At 24.7% G+C, this 19,409-nt stretch carries 19 protein-coding genes; 5 read left to right on the forward strand and 14 right to left on the reverse strand.

Annotation, left to right across the window (positions count from 1 at the left end; translation table 11 throughout):
- Position 1: 1 nt before the first annotated feature.
- The 8 genes from IC218_RS16740 to IC218_RS16775 form a co-directional block, all read right to left on the reverse strand.
- Positions 2 to 556, reverse strand: a complete 555-nt coding sequence (locus IC218_RS16740) for a hypothetical protein (protein WP_227824975.1) — start codon at positions 554 to 556, stop codon at positions 2 to 4.
- Positions 557 to 724: 168 nt separating this feature from the next.
- Positions 725 to 976: a hypothetical protein gene (locus IC218_RS16745; protein WP_227824976.1), complete on the reverse strand. Its 252-nt coding sequence runs from the start codon at positions 974 to 976 to the stop codon at positions 725 to 727.
- A gap of 163 nt (positions 977 to 1,139) precedes the next feature.
- Entirely contained in the window at positions 1,140 to 2,036 is an 897-nt protein-coding gene (locus IC218_RS16750; protein ID WP_227824977.1) for a type II secretion system F family protein, read from the reverse strand.
- A 29-nt stretch (positions 2,037 to 2,065) separates the two neighbouring features.
- Positions 2,066 to 3,019, reverse strand: a complete 954-nt coding sequence (locus IC218_RS16755; RefSeq protein ID WP_227824978.1) for a type II secretion system F family protein — start codon at positions 3,017 to 3,019, stop codon at positions 2,066 to 2,068.
- A 66-nt stretch (positions 3,020 to 3,085) separates the two neighbouring features.
- A complete protein-coding gene (locus tag IC218_RS16760; protein WP_227824979.1) occupies positions 3,086 to 4,489 on the reverse strand; it encodes a CpaF family protein in 1,404 nt (467 codons plus the stop codon).
- Between the two features lie 115 nt (positions 4,490 to 4,604).
- Positions 4,605 to 6,062, reverse strand: coding sequence for an ATPase (locus IC218_RS16765; RefSeq protein WP_227824980.1), 1,458 nt, complete (start codon positions 6,060 to 6,062; stop codon positions 4,605 to 4,607).
- A gap of 210 nt (positions 6,063 to 6,272) precedes the next feature.
- Positions 6,273 to 7,052, reverse strand: a complete 780-nt coding sequence (locus tag IC218_RS16770) for a Flp pilus assembly protein CpaB (RefSeq protein ID WP_227824981.1) — start codon at positions 7,050 to 7,052, stop codon at positions 6,273 to 6,275.
- 24 nt (positions 7,053 to 7,076) lie between these two features.
- On the reverse strand, positions 7,077 to 9,041 hold the full coding sequence (locus IC218_RS16775; protein WP_227824982.1) for a ParA family protein: 1,965 nt from the start codon (positions 9,039 to 9,041) through the stop codon (positions 7,077 to 7,079).
- Between the two features lie 208 nt (positions 9,042 to 9,249).
- On the opposite strand from IC218_RS16775, the gene IC218_RS16780 reads away from it, so the two are divergent.
- Positions 9,250 to 9,723, forward strand: a complete 474-nt coding sequence (locus IC218_RS16780) for a hypothetical protein (RefSeq protein ID WP_227824983.1) — start codon at positions 9,250 to 9,252, stop codon at positions 9,721 to 9,723.
- A gap of 39 nt (positions 9,724 to 9,762) precedes the next feature.
- Here the strand turns inward: IC218_RS16780 and IC218_RS16785 are convergent, their stop codons facing one another.
- Together IC218_RS16785 and IC218_RS16790 are read right to left on the reverse strand one after the other, a co-directional pair.
- Entirely contained in the window at positions 9,763 to 11,031 is a 1,269-nt protein-coding gene (locus IC218_RS16785) for a replication-relaxation family protein (protein WP_095903729.1), read from the reverse strand.
- A gap of 215 nt (positions 11,032 to 11,246) precedes the next feature.
- Entirely contained in the window at positions 11,247 to 11,519 is a 273-nt protein-coding gene (locus tag IC218_RS16790) for a hypothetical protein (RefSeq protein WP_227824984.1), read from the reverse strand.
- Between the two features lie 398 nt (positions 11,520 to 11,917).
- Between IC218_RS16790 and IC218_RS16795 the strand changes: the two genes are divergently transcribed.
- On the forward strand, positions 11,918 to 13,123 hold the full coding sequence (locus tag IC218_RS16795) for a helix-turn-helix domain-containing protein (RefSeq protein WP_227824985.1): 1,206 nt from the start codon (positions 11,918 to 11,920) through the stop codon (positions 13,121 to 13,123).
- A gap of 408 nt (positions 13,124 to 13,531) precedes the next feature.
- Here the strand turns inward: IC218_RS16795 and IC218_RS16800 are convergent, their stop codons facing one another.
- Both IC218_RS16800 and IC218_RS16805 read right to left on the reverse strand, forming a co-directional pair.
- Positions 13,532 to 13,789 (reverse strand): hypothetical protein, encoded by a 258-nt coding sequence (locus IC218_RS16800; protein ID WP_227824986.1) that lies wholly within the window; start codon positions 13,787 to 13,789, stop codon positions 13,532 to 13,534.
- 335 nt (positions 13,790 to 14,124) lie between these two features.
- On the reverse strand, positions 14,125 to 14,430 hold the full coding sequence (locus IC218_RS16805) for a hypothetical protein (protein ID WP_227824987.1): 306 nt from the start codon (positions 14,428 to 14,430) through the stop codon (positions 14,125 to 14,127).
- 271 nt (positions 14,431 to 14,701) lie between these two features.
- On the opposite strand from IC218_RS16805, the gene IC218_RS16810 reads away from it, so the two are divergent.
- The 3 genes from IC218_RS16810 (at position 14,702) to IC218_RS16820 (ending at position 17,389) form a co-directional block, all read left to right on the forward strand.
- A complete protein-coding gene (locus tag IC218_RS16810; RefSeq protein WP_227824988.1) occupies positions 14,702 to 15,376 on the forward strand; it encodes a hypothetical protein in 675 nt (224 codons plus the stop codon).
- Positions 15,377 to 15,619: 243 nt separating this feature from the next.
- Positions 15,620 to 16,789: a ParM/StbA family protein gene (locus IC218_RS16815; RefSeq protein ID WP_227824989.1), complete on the forward strand. Its 1,170-nt coding sequence runs from the start codon at positions 15,620 to 15,622 to the stop codon at positions 16,787 to 16,789.
- Between the two features lie 15 nt (positions 16,790 to 16,804).
- Positions 16,805 to 17,389 carry a hypothetical protein gene (locus IC218_RS16820; RefSeq protein ID WP_227824990.1) on the forward strand — a complete coding sequence of 195 codons (585 nt, stop codon included), beginning with the start codon at positions 16,805 to 16,807 and terminating at the stop codon, positions 17,387 to 17,389.
- A gap of 60 nt (positions 17,390 to 17,449) precedes the next feature.
- Here IC218_RS16820 and IC218_RS16825 read toward each other — a convergent pair whose 3' ends face one another.
- On the reverse strand, positions 17,450 to 17,650 hold the full coding sequence (locus IC218_RS16825) for a hypothetical protein (RefSeq protein ID WP_095903721.1): 201 nt from the start codon (positions 17,648 to 17,650) through the stop codon (positions 17,450 to 17,452).
- A gap of 105 nt (positions 17,651 to 17,755) precedes the next feature.
- Positions 17,756 to 19,360: an OB-fold nucleic acid binding domain-containing protein gene (locus tag IC218_RS16830; RefSeq protein WP_413927335.1), complete on the reverse strand. Its 1,605-nt coding sequence runs from the start codon at positions 19,358 to 19,360 to the stop codon at positions 17,756 to 17,758.
- Positions 19,361 to 19,409: the final 49 nt, after the last annotated feature.

The raw sequence follows: 19,409 nt of genomic DNA on the forward strand, positions 1-19,409 counted from the left end.
ATTAATCTTCCTCTCCTTTCCAATTTGAATAGTTATGCTTGTATTCACAAAACGCATATTTATCTACATTGGTAGTTTTATTAAAATCTCCAGGTACAAGTTGAGACCATAATCCCCAGTTATAACTGTATGTAAATCTAATTCCAATACTATCTCTATAATCTGCTTTTATATTAGATGTGTCAGATAAGGAAATTACTCTTTCTCCATTTGCCTGTGCTTTATCTCTTAAGATTATTTCAATTGACCAATCTTCAGGTTTAACTCCAATTTTTTTAAATTTATTTTCTGTGACTTTAATTAACTGAGAAGATGTTAAATAAGAACCTCCTCCTCCTGGATAATTTAAAGGTACTTGGCTTTGGATCCCACTTTGCTTTGCTAATTGTCTTACTATCTGAGAAGCTTGTTGAGTCATAACAAATTTCTTACTTCCTATTTGAAATAAATCAAAAAAGAATGAAAAAATAAATATAAAAACTAAAAATCCAACTAAGAACTCAATAAAAACCATCCCATTTTTATTTTTAAGTTTATCTTTAATCACTTTTAGCATCTAATCTTAAATATCCCTTCTATAAATATTTATTAACTAATAATACTATTATTTTTGTATGTTTATAATTTTTTGGAGTATTATAATATAAATAGTATTATTTCTTTTACTATATAAAATAAAAAGAACATTCATTATGAATGTTCTTTTTATTTTATATAGTAGTTATTATTTTACTTTCAGTTTATCTACTTCACCTGTTGCATCTCCAAAATAGGCAACTATCTTATCTCTAAGTAAAAATACGGCAGTGGCTATAACTAAAACAACAGATATTATAATAACCAACTGTAAAAGCTCCATTCCATCTTCCCCAGCCATGGCTCTTTTACTTCTGTCTATAAGTCCATCTTCTTTTGTTAAAAGATTTTTAATTTTATATGTACTTTTAGTCAAGAAATTATTTTTCTTTTGAGACAACCCTTTAAAAAAAGCACTGCATTTGTTTGTATTACAACTTTCTGTTTTTATTAATATTTGGTTATTCATATATTTTTTTAGAGTTTGTGGCTAAACTCCTTTCCTCCTTTTTTTTATTTTTTTATTATATTAATTTATTTTATATATATAACTAAAATTGGTTTTAAAGTATAAGCATTTGAGAAATCATAGGTAAAGATATTGCTATTAATAATAATAGTAGTAATGGAGCTTGGACTAAGGTAGCCATAATTTGTCTTGTATTTATTTTCTTATGAATTAATTCCATATTTAAATCAGTTATTTTTTTGGCTTGATTGCTAAAACATTCTTTTATATTTATTCCTTGTTCTGAATTTAATTTAATTAAAGACCATAATTCCCTTACTTCGAAAATATCTATTTTTTCATATATATTCTCAATACATTTTTCTTGAGAATTTGTTTTACTATCAATGACAAATTCTTGGGCTAATTTACTCCATTCTGTACCTGTGTATGGTATTGAGCTTTCTATCGCCTTAACAAGCGTCATATCTGAAACTAAAAAACCTTGAACAACATTTATAAAGTCAGGAAATCCAGATAATATCTTTAATCTTTTCTCCTTGACTGCATTCTTTAACAAAAAATTTAATATAAAAAATATAATAGACCCCCATAGTAATGCTAACATTAGATTAGCTATACTATATACAATTAACCCAATTATAACTGCTAATATTTTCATAGTTATATCTAAGCTTATAAAAGTAGCTGGAGTAAAATATTTATCCCAATTACACATTTTTAAGTCCTTCTCAAGTTGTGTTAAATCTTTCTTTCTGTCAATCTTAGGAAGAATATATGTTGATACAGGGGTTGTTATTTTTTCTATAAATTCTTTATTTTTTTCTTGCTCAGATTTTCGTTTTTCTGTTTTTTGTAACTGTTTTAATCTTTTTTTATGTAAAGATTCATCTTCTTTTGAAAAAAGAATTCTCAATATATTTCTTACAAGTGGTATAAAGATTAAAAATGCACATAATGCAGATAACCATTTTAACATGTTAACATCCATTTTTAATATTACTCCTTTCTTAAAACTATTTAATCTAATGGAGCTCCTATTTTAGCATTTATAAACCAAACGCATAATAAAATAGAAACAAATATACCAGTCAATCCCATTTGACCTATTTTTTCATTTATCATAAAATCCAGATATCCATCAGAGACAAAAGACTGATATATCATTAACACTGGAATAGCAAAAACCATTATATATGATTCTCTAACAGGCCCCATAATTTCTTTTCTCAAGTCTCGCTTGATTATTCGATTATCTTCATATTGGTAAAAAGATGTTGTTAAAATTTTTATTTTCGACTCTTGAGAAGACAACATACTTGATACTTCATAATAATTACTAAATAGTTTTAGATATTTGCTACCTGTTCTTCTTGCAAGAGAAGAAAGAACTTCTTCAATTGGCGTACCTAAATCGATATCAACTACTGATTTTTTTAATTCAGAGTATAGAGGCTCACTTCCCTTAAAATCTGGTAAAGTCTCAACTAAGGACTTAGATATGTTTTTATTTATTTTATATCTTTCGATAATAATTCTAATAAAAGAGCCTATTTGAGATTCCATCTTTGTTACCCTTTTATTAGATAAAGTTTTAAAAAATTGCCATGGAACAGAATATCCTATAAAAATAAATACTATAGCTAAGATAATATTTTTTAGTAAAATCATCATTATAAGTGGTAGTGAGATAGCCATAGCAATGCATATGACACTATATTCTCCATAATTGATGTTATATCCAGCTTGTAAACAAGTTGTTTCCACTTTATATTTTTTCTTAATACTTGCTCTTTGGGACATTTTTTCTTCTATCTGTTTTTTTACAGAGACATCTGAAGATCTAAAATGTTTATTCCCAAACCTTGATTTTATCTTAATTTCTTTATTTTTATTTGCTACTTTACTTAAAACCAAAGCTGTTGCTATATATAAGAGCAATGTTATTATTGTAAATAAAACATATTTGTTCAAACATAAATCACCTCTTTTTATATAATATATACATATTATTTTTTTATAATAAAAAATTGTATATCTTTAAGCAGTCCATTCATCTGCCATATATCCAGATAACTCTTCTATTTTTATTCCTTTTCTAAGCATCTTATCTGCTTTTTCTTCAGATAAATTATTTTTAAAATCAAAATCTTTTGTTCTAAAATTAAATTTTACGATAGGAGTTGTTATTATTCTACGTGTATTGTTGTCAAACTTTATCTCTGTTATAGAAGTAACTCTCCTACCAATTCCTGGTATGTCATCTTGAATTAATATATAATCTAAGGCTGACCCAATAATACGCTCTACGACATCCACTCCTAATGTTGGCATTTGCATTAGATATTTAGTTACCAATCTGTTTATAGCGTCAATTGCTGTACCTGCATGCATAGAAAAAATAGTGGCATGGCCAGTTTCCATTGCTTCAACAGCAGACTCAGCTTCGACACCTCTAACCTCCCCAATTACAATATATCTTGGCTTTTGTCTAAGTGCTATCTTGACTAAATCTCTTAAATTAATATTAGATTTATCTTTTTCATCGGATCCTTCGCTGGTAACAAGCTCAAGAGTATGGTCATTTTCTGGGAACAATTCTCTTGTATCTTCACAAACCAGCATCCTTCTATTCATCTGTGCTACAAAATAATCAAGAAGAGCTCTCATTGTAGTTGTTTTACCTGAACCAGTTATACCTGCTATGATAAGATTACAACCCCCTCTTATCAAAGTTCCAATAAAATCAGCCACTTCTTGTGTCATACATTCTTTTTCTATGATTTGAGGTAGTTTTATGTGGTTTTCACTATGCTTTCTGATTGTTAAGACATATCCATTAGGGCTAATAGCTGTAGACAAAGCATTATATCTATCTTCATATAAATCAAAGTCTATACTTTTAAATTCTCCATTATCGAGCATGGATTTATCTGCTTCTTTTAATAATCGTTCTATAAAATTTTTATAATGTTCATCTGACTTAAATGATTTATTAAATTTTATTGGACTTTCTGAACCTTCTCTCTCATAATAGATCTTGTTTTTTGAAAGACAATATACATCTGTAACTTTCTCATCGTACATTAGTTCTTTTATAGTGGAATATCCAAATAAATCCTCAACCATTTCTAAAGCAAGCTTTTGTAATTCATTTTCATACCCCCTTACTTCAATTCCACTTGAATTAATCGTCGAAACTACCATATCCATATAGCTTTTCTTTTTTTCTCTAAAGTATTTCTTATCTTTTTTTATTATCTTATTTTTATTTTCTAATTTTAAATCTACATCTTCAGACATGGCAGACTTAAAATTTTCATTCACTTTTAAAAGTTCATACGCTTCATCATAGTCAAATAGGTAGCTGTTTCCTTTTTTATTTGAACCTATATTTTTAACTATATCTTTATTGAAGGAATGGAACTCTTTATTAATAGCCATATATTTTTACTTGTCTCCTTTCTTTGAAATTTATATATTATATAAAAAAAAGAAAATTATATAATAAAAAATATGACTATACTAAAATAAAAAAAAGAACTATATAGTTCTTTTTTTATTTTTTGCCAAACAATGAAAATTTTTTCTTTTTTGTTTTATTTAGCTTTTCGTTTATACTCATTCTATACTTTTGGTATTCTTTGTATAACCAATCAAAATTTTCTATTTCACAGATTTCTTTAGCTACCTTAGCTAATTCAAGTCTCGCTTTTAGAGTATAGTTTGTGTTATCTAATACAATTGGAATGCCTTGATACAGTCTATTTAGAAAAATCTCTTTAGGGATTTCTGGTATTTTTGCTATCACATTAAATCCATTCTCCTCAAGCATATCTGATTTAAAAGTCAATTCTTCAAGCATGCTTTCTCCAGTTAAAATCTTATAATCTTTATCTATATCCTCATTCAGTATATATTTAATTTTATTAAGCACATTTATGTTCTCTAAAGTCTCTTTGTATTTACTATTATTTCTTATATTATTAAAATCTAAATTTAATATATAATAAGCAGTATTACAAAGTCTTAAAAGAGGATATGTAGAAACATGGTCCAGTGCTGAATTAGTATCTATAATAATAACATCAAAATCATCTAATATGTTTTCTATTAAATAAGTATAATGATAATTTTTTATATTTTCTATTTCTTCCATTGTGAACTGTGAACCTGTTAATGCCCATAGGTTTTTACAGTTTTTATATTGCTTAAAACAACTTCGGATATATTCATTTACAGACTTTATTTTAAGTGGATCATCAACTAATGACTCTCCTTCATTAACTATTACTGTATCTATTTTCTCCATTACATTTTTTAAATTTTTATTATTATCTTCAATCTGAAGAAGAGTTCCTACTGATAAATTTTGTAAATCTGATTCTACAATTGCTACTTTTGGGCGAGAACCATCTTTATTCCTTCCATACTTAGCAATATTAGTAGCAATATTTGTGCTTAAAAAACTTTTACCTGTACCTGGCTTAATAGATGAAATTACATACACATTTTTATATCCCTCTTTTTCTAAGTCTTTAACTTCCTTTTCTTCTTCTATCTCTACTATTTCATCTTCATAAATAACATTGTCTTTTTCATATTTTAATAAATATTCTACCTGTTTTCTTGTATTAGGATTTTCTATTAAATGTACTATTTCTCTTGGCTTAATTGATTTTTTATGTAAAATATCATATATACCAGCTTTCACCAACACTGCCAATTCTTTATATTTTTCTTTATTTTTTTCATCGACTTCTCCTGCTAAAAAGATTATTCTTAGTTTTGGATACTCTCTTTTTATTGTTAAAAGTAACTCTAATATACTTAATCCTGCCCCTTTTAGCATTTTAGATATTATTAATAAATCTGGATTTGTTTCCTCTATCTTTTCAATTAGATATTCTTTATTTTCAACTTCTCCAACTAACTCCATACCTACTTTGGGAATAACATCAATTTTTATTTTATTATCAAGCGTTGGTTGTCCAATAGACAATAATATTTTTTTCATTTCTTCACCCCTATTTTTTTATATAATCTATTTTTGGAATATTACATCTTACTATATTAAAAAAAATAGTTATGTGTAATATTTAACCTGTCTTAGTTAATTACTTGTAATAATATATCTTATATAATATATAAAAAATAATTACTTTTCTTTTACTTACATAAAAAAAATGTTATTAAATAAATTATTTAATAACATTTTTTATTAATATTAATTTTCTGGACTTGATTCTTGTGTTTTTATATTTTTATATTCTCCTATTGTATACCCAGAAGTTCCTGTGTCTTGACTCTCTTTAAATCTACCAATAATTCCAATATCTCCATCTTTATGTCTTGCATATATTTCTTCTGCTTGTTGTGCTGTAACTGCTACAGTAACAATACTTAAAGAGCCACTTTCAACTACTTCCCCTTTTTCATTGGCCAAAGCTTGAGTCCCTTCTGTTTGGTCTACATATTTTTTACCCCCATCATCAACAACATTATAAACAAGAACATCTTGCATAAATGTCTTTGCATATGTAAAACTATCAGAAGTATCATTATTTTTTGAATCCCCTTGTTTAACAAAAGTTAAATCAACCCTATCTCCTTTTTTCAAGTTGCCTCCAACTGCATCTTTCATTTCAACGGGAATAGATACTTTTCTAAGATTAGATAAATCTATCTTTGCAAATTCATCAAGTTTAGCTGGGTCTTCTAAATTATTCTTAATTGCATATTCTGAACGATATACATTTGTGGTTAATATCTTTCCATTAATATCTTTTTCATTTGTAATCATGCTTTCTGTTATAATGTCTTTTGGTTTAAATGTTTTTATATAATCACCTTTTTGGATTACAGTATTCTCTTGAATATTTCTACTATACTGGTAAACTGCAACAGGTTTTACTTGAGACTGAGTGAAAAAGAATACACCCCCTGCAAATAGTACAAAAAGAGAAAATTGTAGTAATATATTAGCTTTGTTTTTTATATTTTTCATTATTAAAAATTAAACCCTTTCTTATTATTTTATTATTACATTATAGATGTCTAAAAAAGATTTTTTCATTTCTTTATTTTTTTTATTCTCTAAAATTAAAGGTAATCCATTAAAATTAGAATTTATTAGTTCTCTGTTTAAATTTGGTATTGTTATAATAGGGAAACCTTCTAAATTTAAAGAATCAGACACCCACTCATAAATTTGATCTTTATTAAAGTTTGAATTATCATATTTATTTAATAAATAATAGAACTTCTCTCTAAAATTTATTCCTTTTTCATCCATTATTTTAGTTTGTAATAGATTATTTTTTATAATAGATGCATCTTGTGCGATTGTAAAAAAGATCTTTGCTGAATATATTAAAAGAAGTTCTGATAATTCATTCTGCATATCATTTGTTGCGTTTATTATTATAAAATCATATCCTTTTTGCATAATTAAATATAGGTTTAAGTCCTTTATTTTATTAATTGGAATTTCATATTTTTCTTCTACATATTTTTGAGAGAAAAACAAGAATTCTAATGTCTTTGGAAATTTTAAATAACTCTTATATAAGAGTTCATATTCATTTAAAAGATTATTTATTGTAACAATACTTTTATCAATTAAAATATAATCATTCTTATCTATACCTTCTAATGCTGTATCAATTCCAACTTCATCAAATCCTAAATAGAAAATATCATTTATTGAGCTTCTCTCATTTAAATCAATGTATAATACCTTTAATCCCTTATTTGCCAAATCAACAGCTACATTAAAAGATAATTGAGAATTACCTACCCCTTGTTTAGCTCCTAAAAAACTTATTATTTGTTGGTTTGTTTTTTTTACATATGTAAACTTTTCTTCACTACTTTTAGCCAAAGAAGATTTATTTCTCAATGGTTTATTTTTTTTAATAATCTTCCTTTCTTTTTTTTGTTTCTTATCTTCTTTTACTGAAACATCTTCTTTTAAATAGCCTTTCATTTCTGTTTCTTTTTCTATATTTAATTCCTCTTTGTTTTCTACTATTAGTTCTTCTTCTATTTCAATTACATCTTCTTCTATATTAATTTTTTCTTCATTTGTATTTATATCTTCATCTATTATTAAATTTTCATTTATATTGATTAGTTCTTCTTCTATTAAGTCTTCTTCTATATTTAATTCTTCTTCCTCTATCACTACTACTTCTTCTGTTTCTTCTACTTCATTATCTTTTAGCTCTTCTATCACTACTTCTTCTTCTATTTCTTCATCCTCTATTACTATTTCTTCTTCTATAACTATATCTTCTTCATCCTCTATTACTATTTCTTCTTTTTCTATATTTGTTAGTTCATCTTCTATTACTAACTCTTCTTCTTTTATTTCATTTTCTATTTCTCCTTCAAATATTATTTTCTCTTCTGAACAATCCTTTGGAATTTTTTTATCATGATACTCTATATTTTTTATTGATTTTAAAGGCTTTATTTCTTTCTTTACAACCTGATTAATCTCACTTGCTTTTTTTATTAATTCTAAATCTTGAGCTTCAAATAATTTTGTATTTTTTTCTGTTTCTCTTATCTTTGGTAAAAATTGAGCTACATCATTTAATATATTTGGTTTTATTATTTTATCTATAATGGAAAAAGCATCTATATTATTTCCTACTATAATGTCATACACTCTAAATTGGACTAATGATGCAAGAAGAGCATCTCCAATTCTTCTATCTTTAGATATAAAAATTATTCTTAGTTTAGGGAAAGGAAAACACAAAGTTAACTCTTGTACCAGTCTTAATATATCAACTTTACCTGGCAACCCCTCTCTAATAATCAAGATATCAGGAGTGTTGTTAATTATAGATTGCATTACACCTTCTCTATAAACAACTTCTCCCACAAACTCCACATCCTCCCCAATCTCTTTTTTAATATATTCAGTATTATCAATTAGATATTCTTCTAAATCTTTAAATGCAACAGCTAAACAAATTTTAACCACTTTAATTTTCCTCCTTCTTAATCTTTTAAAACATTATATACTATGACATTATTTTTAAAACTTTTTAAAGTTTAATATCTCTTAAATAAAAAATCAACTTATTAGATTTTATTTTTTTATTTAGAATATTTTTCTTTAAAATATCTAAGATACATTAAATTCAAAAATGTTTATTTTTTTAAAAAGTTTAGATTGGAGATGTTATTTTATGAAAAAGGTAATTTGTCTTAACACAGACAATGGGATGAAGCTTATTATATTATTGACTTGCATAAAAGTTAAAGGTATTAATTCTTGTACATTAGAAGAAGGAATGAACACTGTATTAAAAGTAAATGGATTGTTAAAAGATAAAAATGATAGATTAATAGGAAGTTTTAATTGTAATAACAATAAATATAAAGAACTCTTACCTAATACTAAAACAGGGTTGGTTTTAAATAACATTTGGGATTTTTTAAATAATCTAAGTTTTGGAACAAAAGAACAGATGAGTTTATTAAAAGACTATAATTTTAATATGTTAGAAGATATTATTGGTAAACATTTTGAAGACGTTTTATCTTTGTTGGAAAAAAATAATTTAATGAAAGATAGAGAATTTTTATTTGGTTCTAAACTATTAATAAATCCTTTGCCAAAAGATGTATTAGATAAGGTCGATTTTATATTTAATTCATAACATAAATAGACTCTTTATTTTAAATAAAGAGTCTATTTATTATGATTCTTCAAGACATCGTATACTTAAATTATCATCAGAAAAATGATATATTCTGCTAAAAGCATCAATCTTACACAAGGCTGTCTTTAAATCAAATTTAGTTAACCTTTTTATGGTAGTATAATAAATATTTTCATTTTTTAACACATCTGATGATGATAAATTCACATCTTTTTTTATATTGGAAACAATGTCTTCACAGACAATTATTAATTTAACATCTCTCTTGTTATAATAATTAAATAATGAACTATTTCTCTTTAAAAGCTCCATACGTCTAACAACATTTAATTGATTCCCAGTATAAAAATCAACTAAAAATTCATGTTCAATACCTTTCTCTGTTTTCTTTATATAATAAGGATAAATATCTCCTCCTAATTTATCTTTTAGATTTTCACCTTTTGAAACAGAATATCCATGTTTACTTTTTATTATATTTTCAAATGCTTCTTCTTTTTTACTTAACTTGGGTATAATATTGTTAAAGACTATTCTTAGAAGTTCTTCTTTTGTTCCGACTAATAGTTCAAACTTCTCTCCAAGAAGGTCCAACATCTCATCTATAATAGTTTTTTTAATTACATTCTTCCTATTCTCTACATTTTTAACATTTTCCACTATAAATAAGACTATCACTTTATTGCTTACTAAATCCCATTCAGTTGAATTTAAAAACATTCTATAATTTTTCCATTTAAGTGATAACTGCTTTTCACTCTCAGTACCCATGTCTAACTCTAAAAACAAATCTAAATCCATGTCTTTTAATCTTAAAAGCCCATCTGGTCGAATATTTTGATATTGAGAAACATATTTTTCATCAAAGTACTCTGTCTTTAGGTCTAATTGCTTATACTCTAAAGCTACATTAAAATCTAAAACAAATTGATTTAAGAATATTTGGTGTGGTATTAATCGAGATAGTAATTTTAAATCTGATGAACTATTATATCCCTTTACAATTTTATCTTTATTGATAGTATTTACATCAAGACAAAACTTCTCTCTAACAATTTCAACACCTATCTTTGTCAGAAACAAAGCAGAATTATTTTTATTAAAAAAAACTTCTTCAAGTAAATCTTTAATTATAAAAAAGTTTATTTTTATATCTATAAATTGATTGAATGAAAATTCATTTATATAAAAAGTTCTATATATTTGTCTTATTGTTAAGCACCTATGTATATATATATGATATAGTACATTAAGATCAATATCACTTAAAGTATTTTTTATGTCATAAATATTATCTTTTTTCAATTTCGTTAACCTCTTCTTTCTTATGTATAAATTATTATACTTATTTATAATAAAATCATTCTTCTTTATACATAAAAAGGTAATTGCCTAAATACAATTACCTTTTTATATATAAAAATTATTTTAAAAATATAATGTAAAAATATATTTATAATTATTTCAAATATTGATATAATTATAAAAAGTAAATTTCTTGTTGAATATTAAAAATATTATTAATCTCCATTATAACTCTTGCCCACATAGGATTTTATCTGTTTAACCATATCCCTCGTGGAAAATAGTCCCATCCTTTTAGAATGATATTCTAAACAGTCTTCTGTTGGATATCTTTCTTCTAATATTTCTCCAAGTTCTTTACAAATAACATTTACATTAAGAGTTTTACCAGTAGGGCATCTTCGAATAGCCTCTTTAATTAGGACTATTTTAACCCTTGAATTAGGTGCTTTTTCTTCTTCAACTATAATAACATTTTTTTCTTTCATTAACTATAATCTCCTATTTTATTATTTAAGATTATAGTCTACTTTAACTTTTTTATTGCTTATTTTAAATGAATAATTCTGTACATTATTATTATAAAACGTTTGTTCTTATTAGTCAATATTTAAAGGCATCTTATATTATTACTTTTAATTAATTTCAGTACTATTTTTATATTACTGTATTTTACATATTTCTACGTTATTTTCTTATATTTATTCTTTTTTCTTAAAATTTTCATTTTTCATATTTGTTTATTTTTCTATATTTTAAAAATAAAATATTTTTTATATTAAACGTGATTAATTGTGGTATAATATATATAAATGCAAAAACTATAACTTAAAAATTAATAAAAATATAATAAGGAGGTGAATGTTGGTCTATAACCAACAATAATATGAATCTAAATGACTTATTAACTCTCAATGAAGAATTTGCCCAAAAAATTAAAAATGATGATATAATAGACGACGATTTAATAGAAAACGCTATTCAGCAATTACACAAAATAGACAAAATAGACAAAGATATAAAGGACCTACTCCTAAAAAAGTATGAAGAGATAAAACAGGAAAACAAAGTACTAAAAGAAAAGGAAGATCTATTAAAAAAGATTGATGATGCTCTGCAAAGAGGTAAAAATGGTGAGTTTATACAATTAGAAGAAATAGAAGAACTTTCCAAATTTTTAAAGGAATCTTCAATTGATACTGATACAAAAAATATCTTAAATAGTAGAATTTTAAAGTTAAGAAGAAAATATGCTCCAATAAAATCTACTCGCTGGGATTTATTTGTGGAAGATATGGCTAAATTAGAAGACATTGAAGAGATAAATAATTTAATAAATGAGATAAACGCAACTTTAAATAATAAAAATCTTTCAGAGGATACTTTTAATAGAATAGACAATCTCTACAAAGAAGTATTTCCTGCTATAGATGAAAAACTTGATGAAGTTGATAGACGTAGAGCAATAAGCTTATTTAATAATAAAATAAAAGTACTCTACAATAGACTTAAGAGAGTCACAGATACTCGTTTTGGAGATTGGATAAAAAAGCTTAGAAATGAAAAACAATTAACCTTCAAGGAGTTGGGGGCATTATCAGATGTATCTTCATCATATATATGTAGAATCGAGGATGGAGATAAGAGAGCTCCATCTATGTCAGTTGCATGTGCCTTGTCAGATGCTTTAGGACAAGATAGATCAGAACTGTACAAAATACTAAATGTATATCCTCTATCTGAAAATATAAAATATAATCCTCCATCTGGAAATGTAGATGAATTAGAAGATTTATTGAAAAATAGCAATTTTTTAATAAATGGAGAGCCTGCAACAAAAAAACAAAAAAATAATCTAATAAAATTAATTAAACAAACTCATCCATCTGAGAATGCAGATGAATTGGAAGATTTGTTGAGAAATAACGATTTTTTAATATATGGAGAACCTGCAACAAAAAAACAAAAAGATAGTCTAATAAAATTAATTGAACAAATCGTTGAAACTGAATGGAAAGACGAAACTAAACTTGATGGACTTTTCAAAATCAAAGAATATATAGATACTTTTATAAATGATCTTAGTAATTAAACCTTAAACTATTAGTTATAAAAATACCATTAAAACATCTACAATAGCTCTTGTAGGTGTTTTTGTTTTAATAATTCAAACATAGGTTCTATATATTTATATTACCAAATCTAAAAAGATTTTTCAACCTTTACTCAATAAATATATAAAACCTCTCAAAAACTGAGAGGTTTTATATATTTATTTTGGATATAGTTCCTAAATTTAAATACAAAATTTGTTAAAGTTTACTTTCTTATTCTATCCTCATATTAATAACATTGAGGATGAAGCATATTACTTATATTTATTAAAACTACGCCTTTCTCTCTAAAGTTTAAAGGTGTAGATTACTATTTGATAATAATTTTACACTAAACATTCATAATCTATGTTGCACTACTTATATTTTATTAATAAGATATATATCTACAATTCTATAAAAGTCCTACCAACTTTAATATCTAACTCCTGGCAGGCTTCATCTACTATGTCTCGAATAAGAGATAAAGGAACTTCTATTTCATCTATAGAGACTATAATATCATAATCTTCTCTATTTCTGTTTTTCTTTATATTTACATATTGAAAACTTAATTCATCAACACGATATTTATATAGTTCTTCCTTATTTCTGCTTATAACTTTTTCTATTGTCTGATTTAATTTTTTTTTACTTATTCGCATTTTATTCTTATCCTCTCTCCATTCAAATAAAACTTATAGACTATTCACTTTTAATTTGAATTTATATGTTTTAGCACCATAGACATTCTCTGCTTTATTGCTAACCAACATGATTATATTTATATATTACTAATTTATTCAACTAAAGTCAAGCTTTTCGTTGTTTATAAAAAATAAAACAAACAATTTTCAGAATATTCATAACTACTCAGAACAATAACCTATATTAATATACTAAAAAATAGTTTTTGTCAAGTTTATTTTTTTTAAAAACCTAAAAAACAAATGTACTCAAAAACTTACATATTTAAAAACTTAATCCTTATCTGTTAAACTTAATCAAATTTCATTTTACAGACTTCATTCCAATCTATTTCTCTTGTTGTTACATTTTCTGGATGTGATAATGTAACAATATGACTTGCATCTTTATAAGCATAATAAAGCACTGTTTCTCCTTTTACTTGATTTTTCTTATATCCTTGATAAATAGCTTCTTTAGGTACTTTTTCCTCTACTAAATCAAAAGCACATTTTGTACTTATATAATCTGTATCTTTTAATATATCTAAATTATTTACTATAATTGCAAGTATAGCTATAAAAACACCTACTATAATACATCCCTTTATCTTTTTCATAAATATCTCTCCTATTCTATATTTTAAAATATTATAAAACTTATAATTTATAGTATTATCTTATACAGGCCTATAGTTTTTATAACTAAAATAGCTTTATATTGACATTATTAGAGCTTATACCATTTACGAGTTATTATGTTTGAATTTATATATTGTTACTCTTTTAAAAGTTATCAAACCCATATGCAAAGATATATAATAAATAGTTATCCATTTTAAAGGATTTCTTTTATTAAACTTTAATTTAAGATAATAGAGAGGAACTAATATGAGAGAAAAAAATAAAGAAAAATACTTATTTTTAAAAATGAAAAATGGCAAAGTTATAAAATACAAAAGTCCATTTGAATCAACTAAAAAAGATAATAAAACTAATGAAACGTTTTTATACAATAGAAGTGCAACATCAAGAAATACATTAAAGATTATATTTATGTTATTTATCTTCTTCTCATTTTTTCTTTTGTTAAAAATTGTACCTGATTCTTTATCTAAATTTGATTATCTCCCAAAAGACATAACTATAGAAAAAAAAGAACAAATTATTAATAAAAAAAAATCCACTAAGAGTATTTATTTAATAGAAAAAGCAATAAATTTAGAGAATATATTATTAAAGAAAAATTATGATTCTGTAAAGCAAAATGCATTATTATACTATAGTGGGAACTTTTCATTTTTAGATATGCAAAACTATTTATCAGAAAAGAAACAAGCAGTAGAAGATAATTTATCTTCTTTTCATAAAAAAAATACTTTATTTGAACAAAATAAAGATATCTATTTATTATTAGAAAAGAGACATTTAAATTTTAAAAAGCTAATATCAAATTTAACATCTGATTTAGAAAGAAGCTCTATAATAGAAACAATAAATAGCAATATATCAGAAGATAATTTTTTATTAGAAAAAGAAATGAAACTATTTGATAGCATAAATTAAATTTTTAAAAAATATAAATATAATTTAATATTTTACTAAATTTATAAAAATATTAAATTATATTTTTTTATTTTTTATTTTTTAAAATTATTTAATTTTAAATTTCTTAATTTTATTTTTTATTTTTAAAAAACAAAAAAAATAAATATGATTTATATAAATTGATAAAATAATAGAATTATTTTACATATTATGATAATATCTTATTATATTGTAATAATTTTATATATATGGAGGAAAAGTATGAATGAAAAAATGGCAAACAAAATAATTGTGGTAGATCCTGGAAAAAATGCTGTTAAAGTAGTTGTATTTTCAAATACATATGAGCTTTTAACACATTACATGTTCCCTTCTAAAACACAATCGAGAAGGACCTTTTCTGATATTGATGGTTCTTCTGATCTTCAATTTAGAGCAGAATTTGAAGGTGACAAATATTTAATAGGAGAAGGTGTACAGTCTTCTTACAATTTTGAGACAACAAAAAATAATATACACCACCAGTTATGTGTATATACATCTATTGCAAAAGAGGTTCATTCCAAAAATGAAAATGTGTATGTAGTTGTTGGATATCCATCATCTGATTTTTCAAATGAGCGTCAAAGAGAGAAATATGTTGATTTAATAAAATCTAATGAAAAAATAGATATAATATTAAATGGTTCAGACAAATCATTTAATATTACTGGATTTAATGTTTTTCCTGAAGGGATGGCTTTAGTACCTCGAATGAGATTTCCTAAAAGAAAAGTTAGAGTCATTGATATAGGTGGCCAAAACTTAAATCATAGACTGTACGATGAAAAAGGGAACACTTTAGAAAGTTTTTCTCTTGATGAAGCTGGGACAAACCACCTTGAAGAACATTTAAGAACAACTCTTAGAAAAAATATAAATGCTGACATAGTTGATATTGATTCTATTAATATATTAGAAGCGATAGAAAACCAAGAAATTGATGCTATTTCCGATGATATGATAAATGGTTATGATTCAGTTGCAAGTTTTATAGAAAATACAGTTTTAGACTTTATAGATGATAAAATACTTAATCAATTAAGCTCAAAAAATGTTTTCTTATATAAGCGAAGTCATTTAATAATTTTTACGGGTGGAGGCTCAATTGCTTTAAGAAAATATTTAGAAAAGTTATTACCTAATAATAGTGGGAATTTATATTTTTCTGAAACAGCTACTTGGGACAACTGTGCTTCTTATTTAATAAAAGACCTAACTCAAAAATTCAAAGACTCAAAAATTTCGAAGATTGAACTTGCAAATTACACAAAAAAAATAATAAAAGCTTTTAATGATTTAATTATTAAAATTAATCAAAGTAATGAAGAAAATTTAACTGAATACGAAGAATTAATTGATAGAAAAAGAAAAACAGTAAAACAAAAATAGGATGTGATTATGCAAATGAAAAATAAAAAAATCCGAAACAGTTGTGCTTTTACTTTTATTTCAAATAAGACTGAATTAAACAGAATTTTAGATGAATTAGAAGGAAATGAGGAGCTAAACAAGTCTCAAGAGTTAGGCAAAATGATTATAAGAGGAAATAAAATTTCTAATTCTTTGTCTCTAACAACAGTTATGAATGCATATGAATTAGGAGAAAGTTTATTAAAAATAAGATTTCCTGACATTAGTGATTCAGAAACTCAACTCTATTTGGAAGAAGTTTTAAGAAAATCTATTTCTGTGGATTTAAAAAGCTTATCTGAAGGAATAAATAGTATTATATATAATAAAGAAAATCATTTAGAAGAAGTAGTAATGATAGAAGAGCTAAAAGATAATGAAGTAGAAGAAACAGTAGTAGAAGAAGAAGCAATAGAAAACAAAGAGGAATTAAATATTGAAGTCGAAACTAAACAAGAGGAAAAAGAAGAAATTCATGAAGATGTAGAAGTTAATAAAAAACAAGAATCTATGCAATACCAAGAAGTTGATGAAGAATTAGACATAGACATAGATTTAGATATGATATGCAATGATTAATAAAAAAGTTGGTTAAAATTAACCAACTTTTTTATTTGAAAAAATATATTTAAATGTATTCTACTCTTCTACTTCTTCTATCGAATAAACATTTTTATTCTCTATGTATTTATTCATGTAGACTGGAGATAAAAGAGTAATTCCTTTTTCATATTTTAATGCACCTTTAACATCTTTTTTATCTCTTGCAAACCCTCTTGAAGAAATGACTTTTACATTCCTGTACATACATCCACTTTCCGTTATTATATTAAACAACATACCTTACACCTCGTTTCTTATAAAAATTATCTATTAGTTAAAAGTTAATTTATTATATGTGTTTTTTTATAATTAATAATTTTTTTAAATACAACAAAGTACATGTTAATTAACATGTACTTTGTTTTTCATATTTATATTTAATTTGCAATTATTTTCTCCAAATACAGTTTGAAGATCATATAAATTTTTCCAAGACAAATCTAATTTATTTTTAAAGGGATATTCAACACCATCAAACTTAAAATATACATTACTATTCCCCTCATTCTTATTTATAAAATCTTTTAGATATCTCCACTGTTTTACAGCTTCAATTCTATTTTTATTGCCTATTATTAAAATAGAATTATTCTTCTTAGCCTTTGAATCTAAGTTCTCTGAACTTAAAATATTTAATTGATATCCAAAATTATTGCAAGATAATTTTGCTTTTGCAATTATCTTCTTTTTATCAACTATGTTATCTTCATTTTTTAACTTGTTGAAACATACACATTTTATTTCTCCTGTTTTATCCTCAAGGTTAAATATATAAAAAGGTTTATTTTTTTTAGAATATTTTATTTCTACATCTTTAACCACCCCAGCTACTTCAACAATCCCATCAATCAAACATGTTAGATTATTTTGATTTTCTTCTTCTTCATCTTCTTCAGATATTAAGTCAATAATTTCTACTACTTTTTCTTTCTCTAATACATCTTTGAAATCATCTAAAGGATGAGCTGATATATATATGTTTGCAACGTCTTTTTCCTTTTCAAGAAGATAGTCATTAGTAAATTCTCCTAATCTTGGGATATCTATTACTTTTATATCTGAAAGATCTTCTGTATCAAATATACTAATTTGACCTTGTATATTTTTCTTTTTATCCAATTTAGAAGATTCTAATATAAAAGGAAGTATTTCTAATTTTTCTTTTCTTGTAGAATCATTAAAGCAATCTAAAGCTCCAGCAAATATTAGATTTTCTATGACTCTTTTATCTGTTTTTTGATATTTAACCATTCTCTCAATGAAATCTTGGAAAGTTTTAAACAAACCTCTCTCACTTTCTCTTTCTTTAATAATAAGCTCTGAGGAATAACCTAAGTTTTTTATTCCTTGAAATCCAAATCTTATACAATTATTTTCAACTGAAAATTTCTTATTAGACTTATTAATTGAAGGAGGTAATACAGTTATATTTTTTCTTGAACAATATGCTAAAAACGCCTTACATTTATTCGTATTTGTTATATATACATTTAAATTAGATTTCATAAAAATAACTGGATAATAATGAGAAGCCCAAGCAGTTTGATATGAAAGTAAAGAATATCCCCCAGCATGACTTTTATTAAAAGCATACTTAGAAAAATCCTCCATTTTGTTCCAAGTTGATTTAGCTACTTCTTCACTAATGTTATTATTTATACATCCAACTATATTTAAAGGCTTTTTAGTTATTTTATCCTCTGCATCTCCTGAACCATATATAAAGTATGGCTCATACTCTTGTAAAATTTCATCTCTTTTCTTTCCCATTGCTTTACGAATCCAGTCTCCTTGACCTTTCGAAAATCCAGCAAGTTCAATGACAGTATTTATAACTTGCTCTTGATATATAATTATCCCATAAGTATTTTTTAAAATTGGCTCTAATTTAGGAGTATCGTAATGAATTTGTTCTGGATTTATCATATTATTTATATAATTAGGAATTTATGGTGATAGGTAAAATTTTGATATTATTTCTAATATCTCCATTCTT

Origin of the sequence: Clostridioides sp. ES-S-0005-03 (assembly GCF_020658455.1) — a bacterium.
GTDB lineage: Bacteria > Bacillota > Clostridia > Peptostreptococcales > Peptostreptococcaceae > Clostridioides.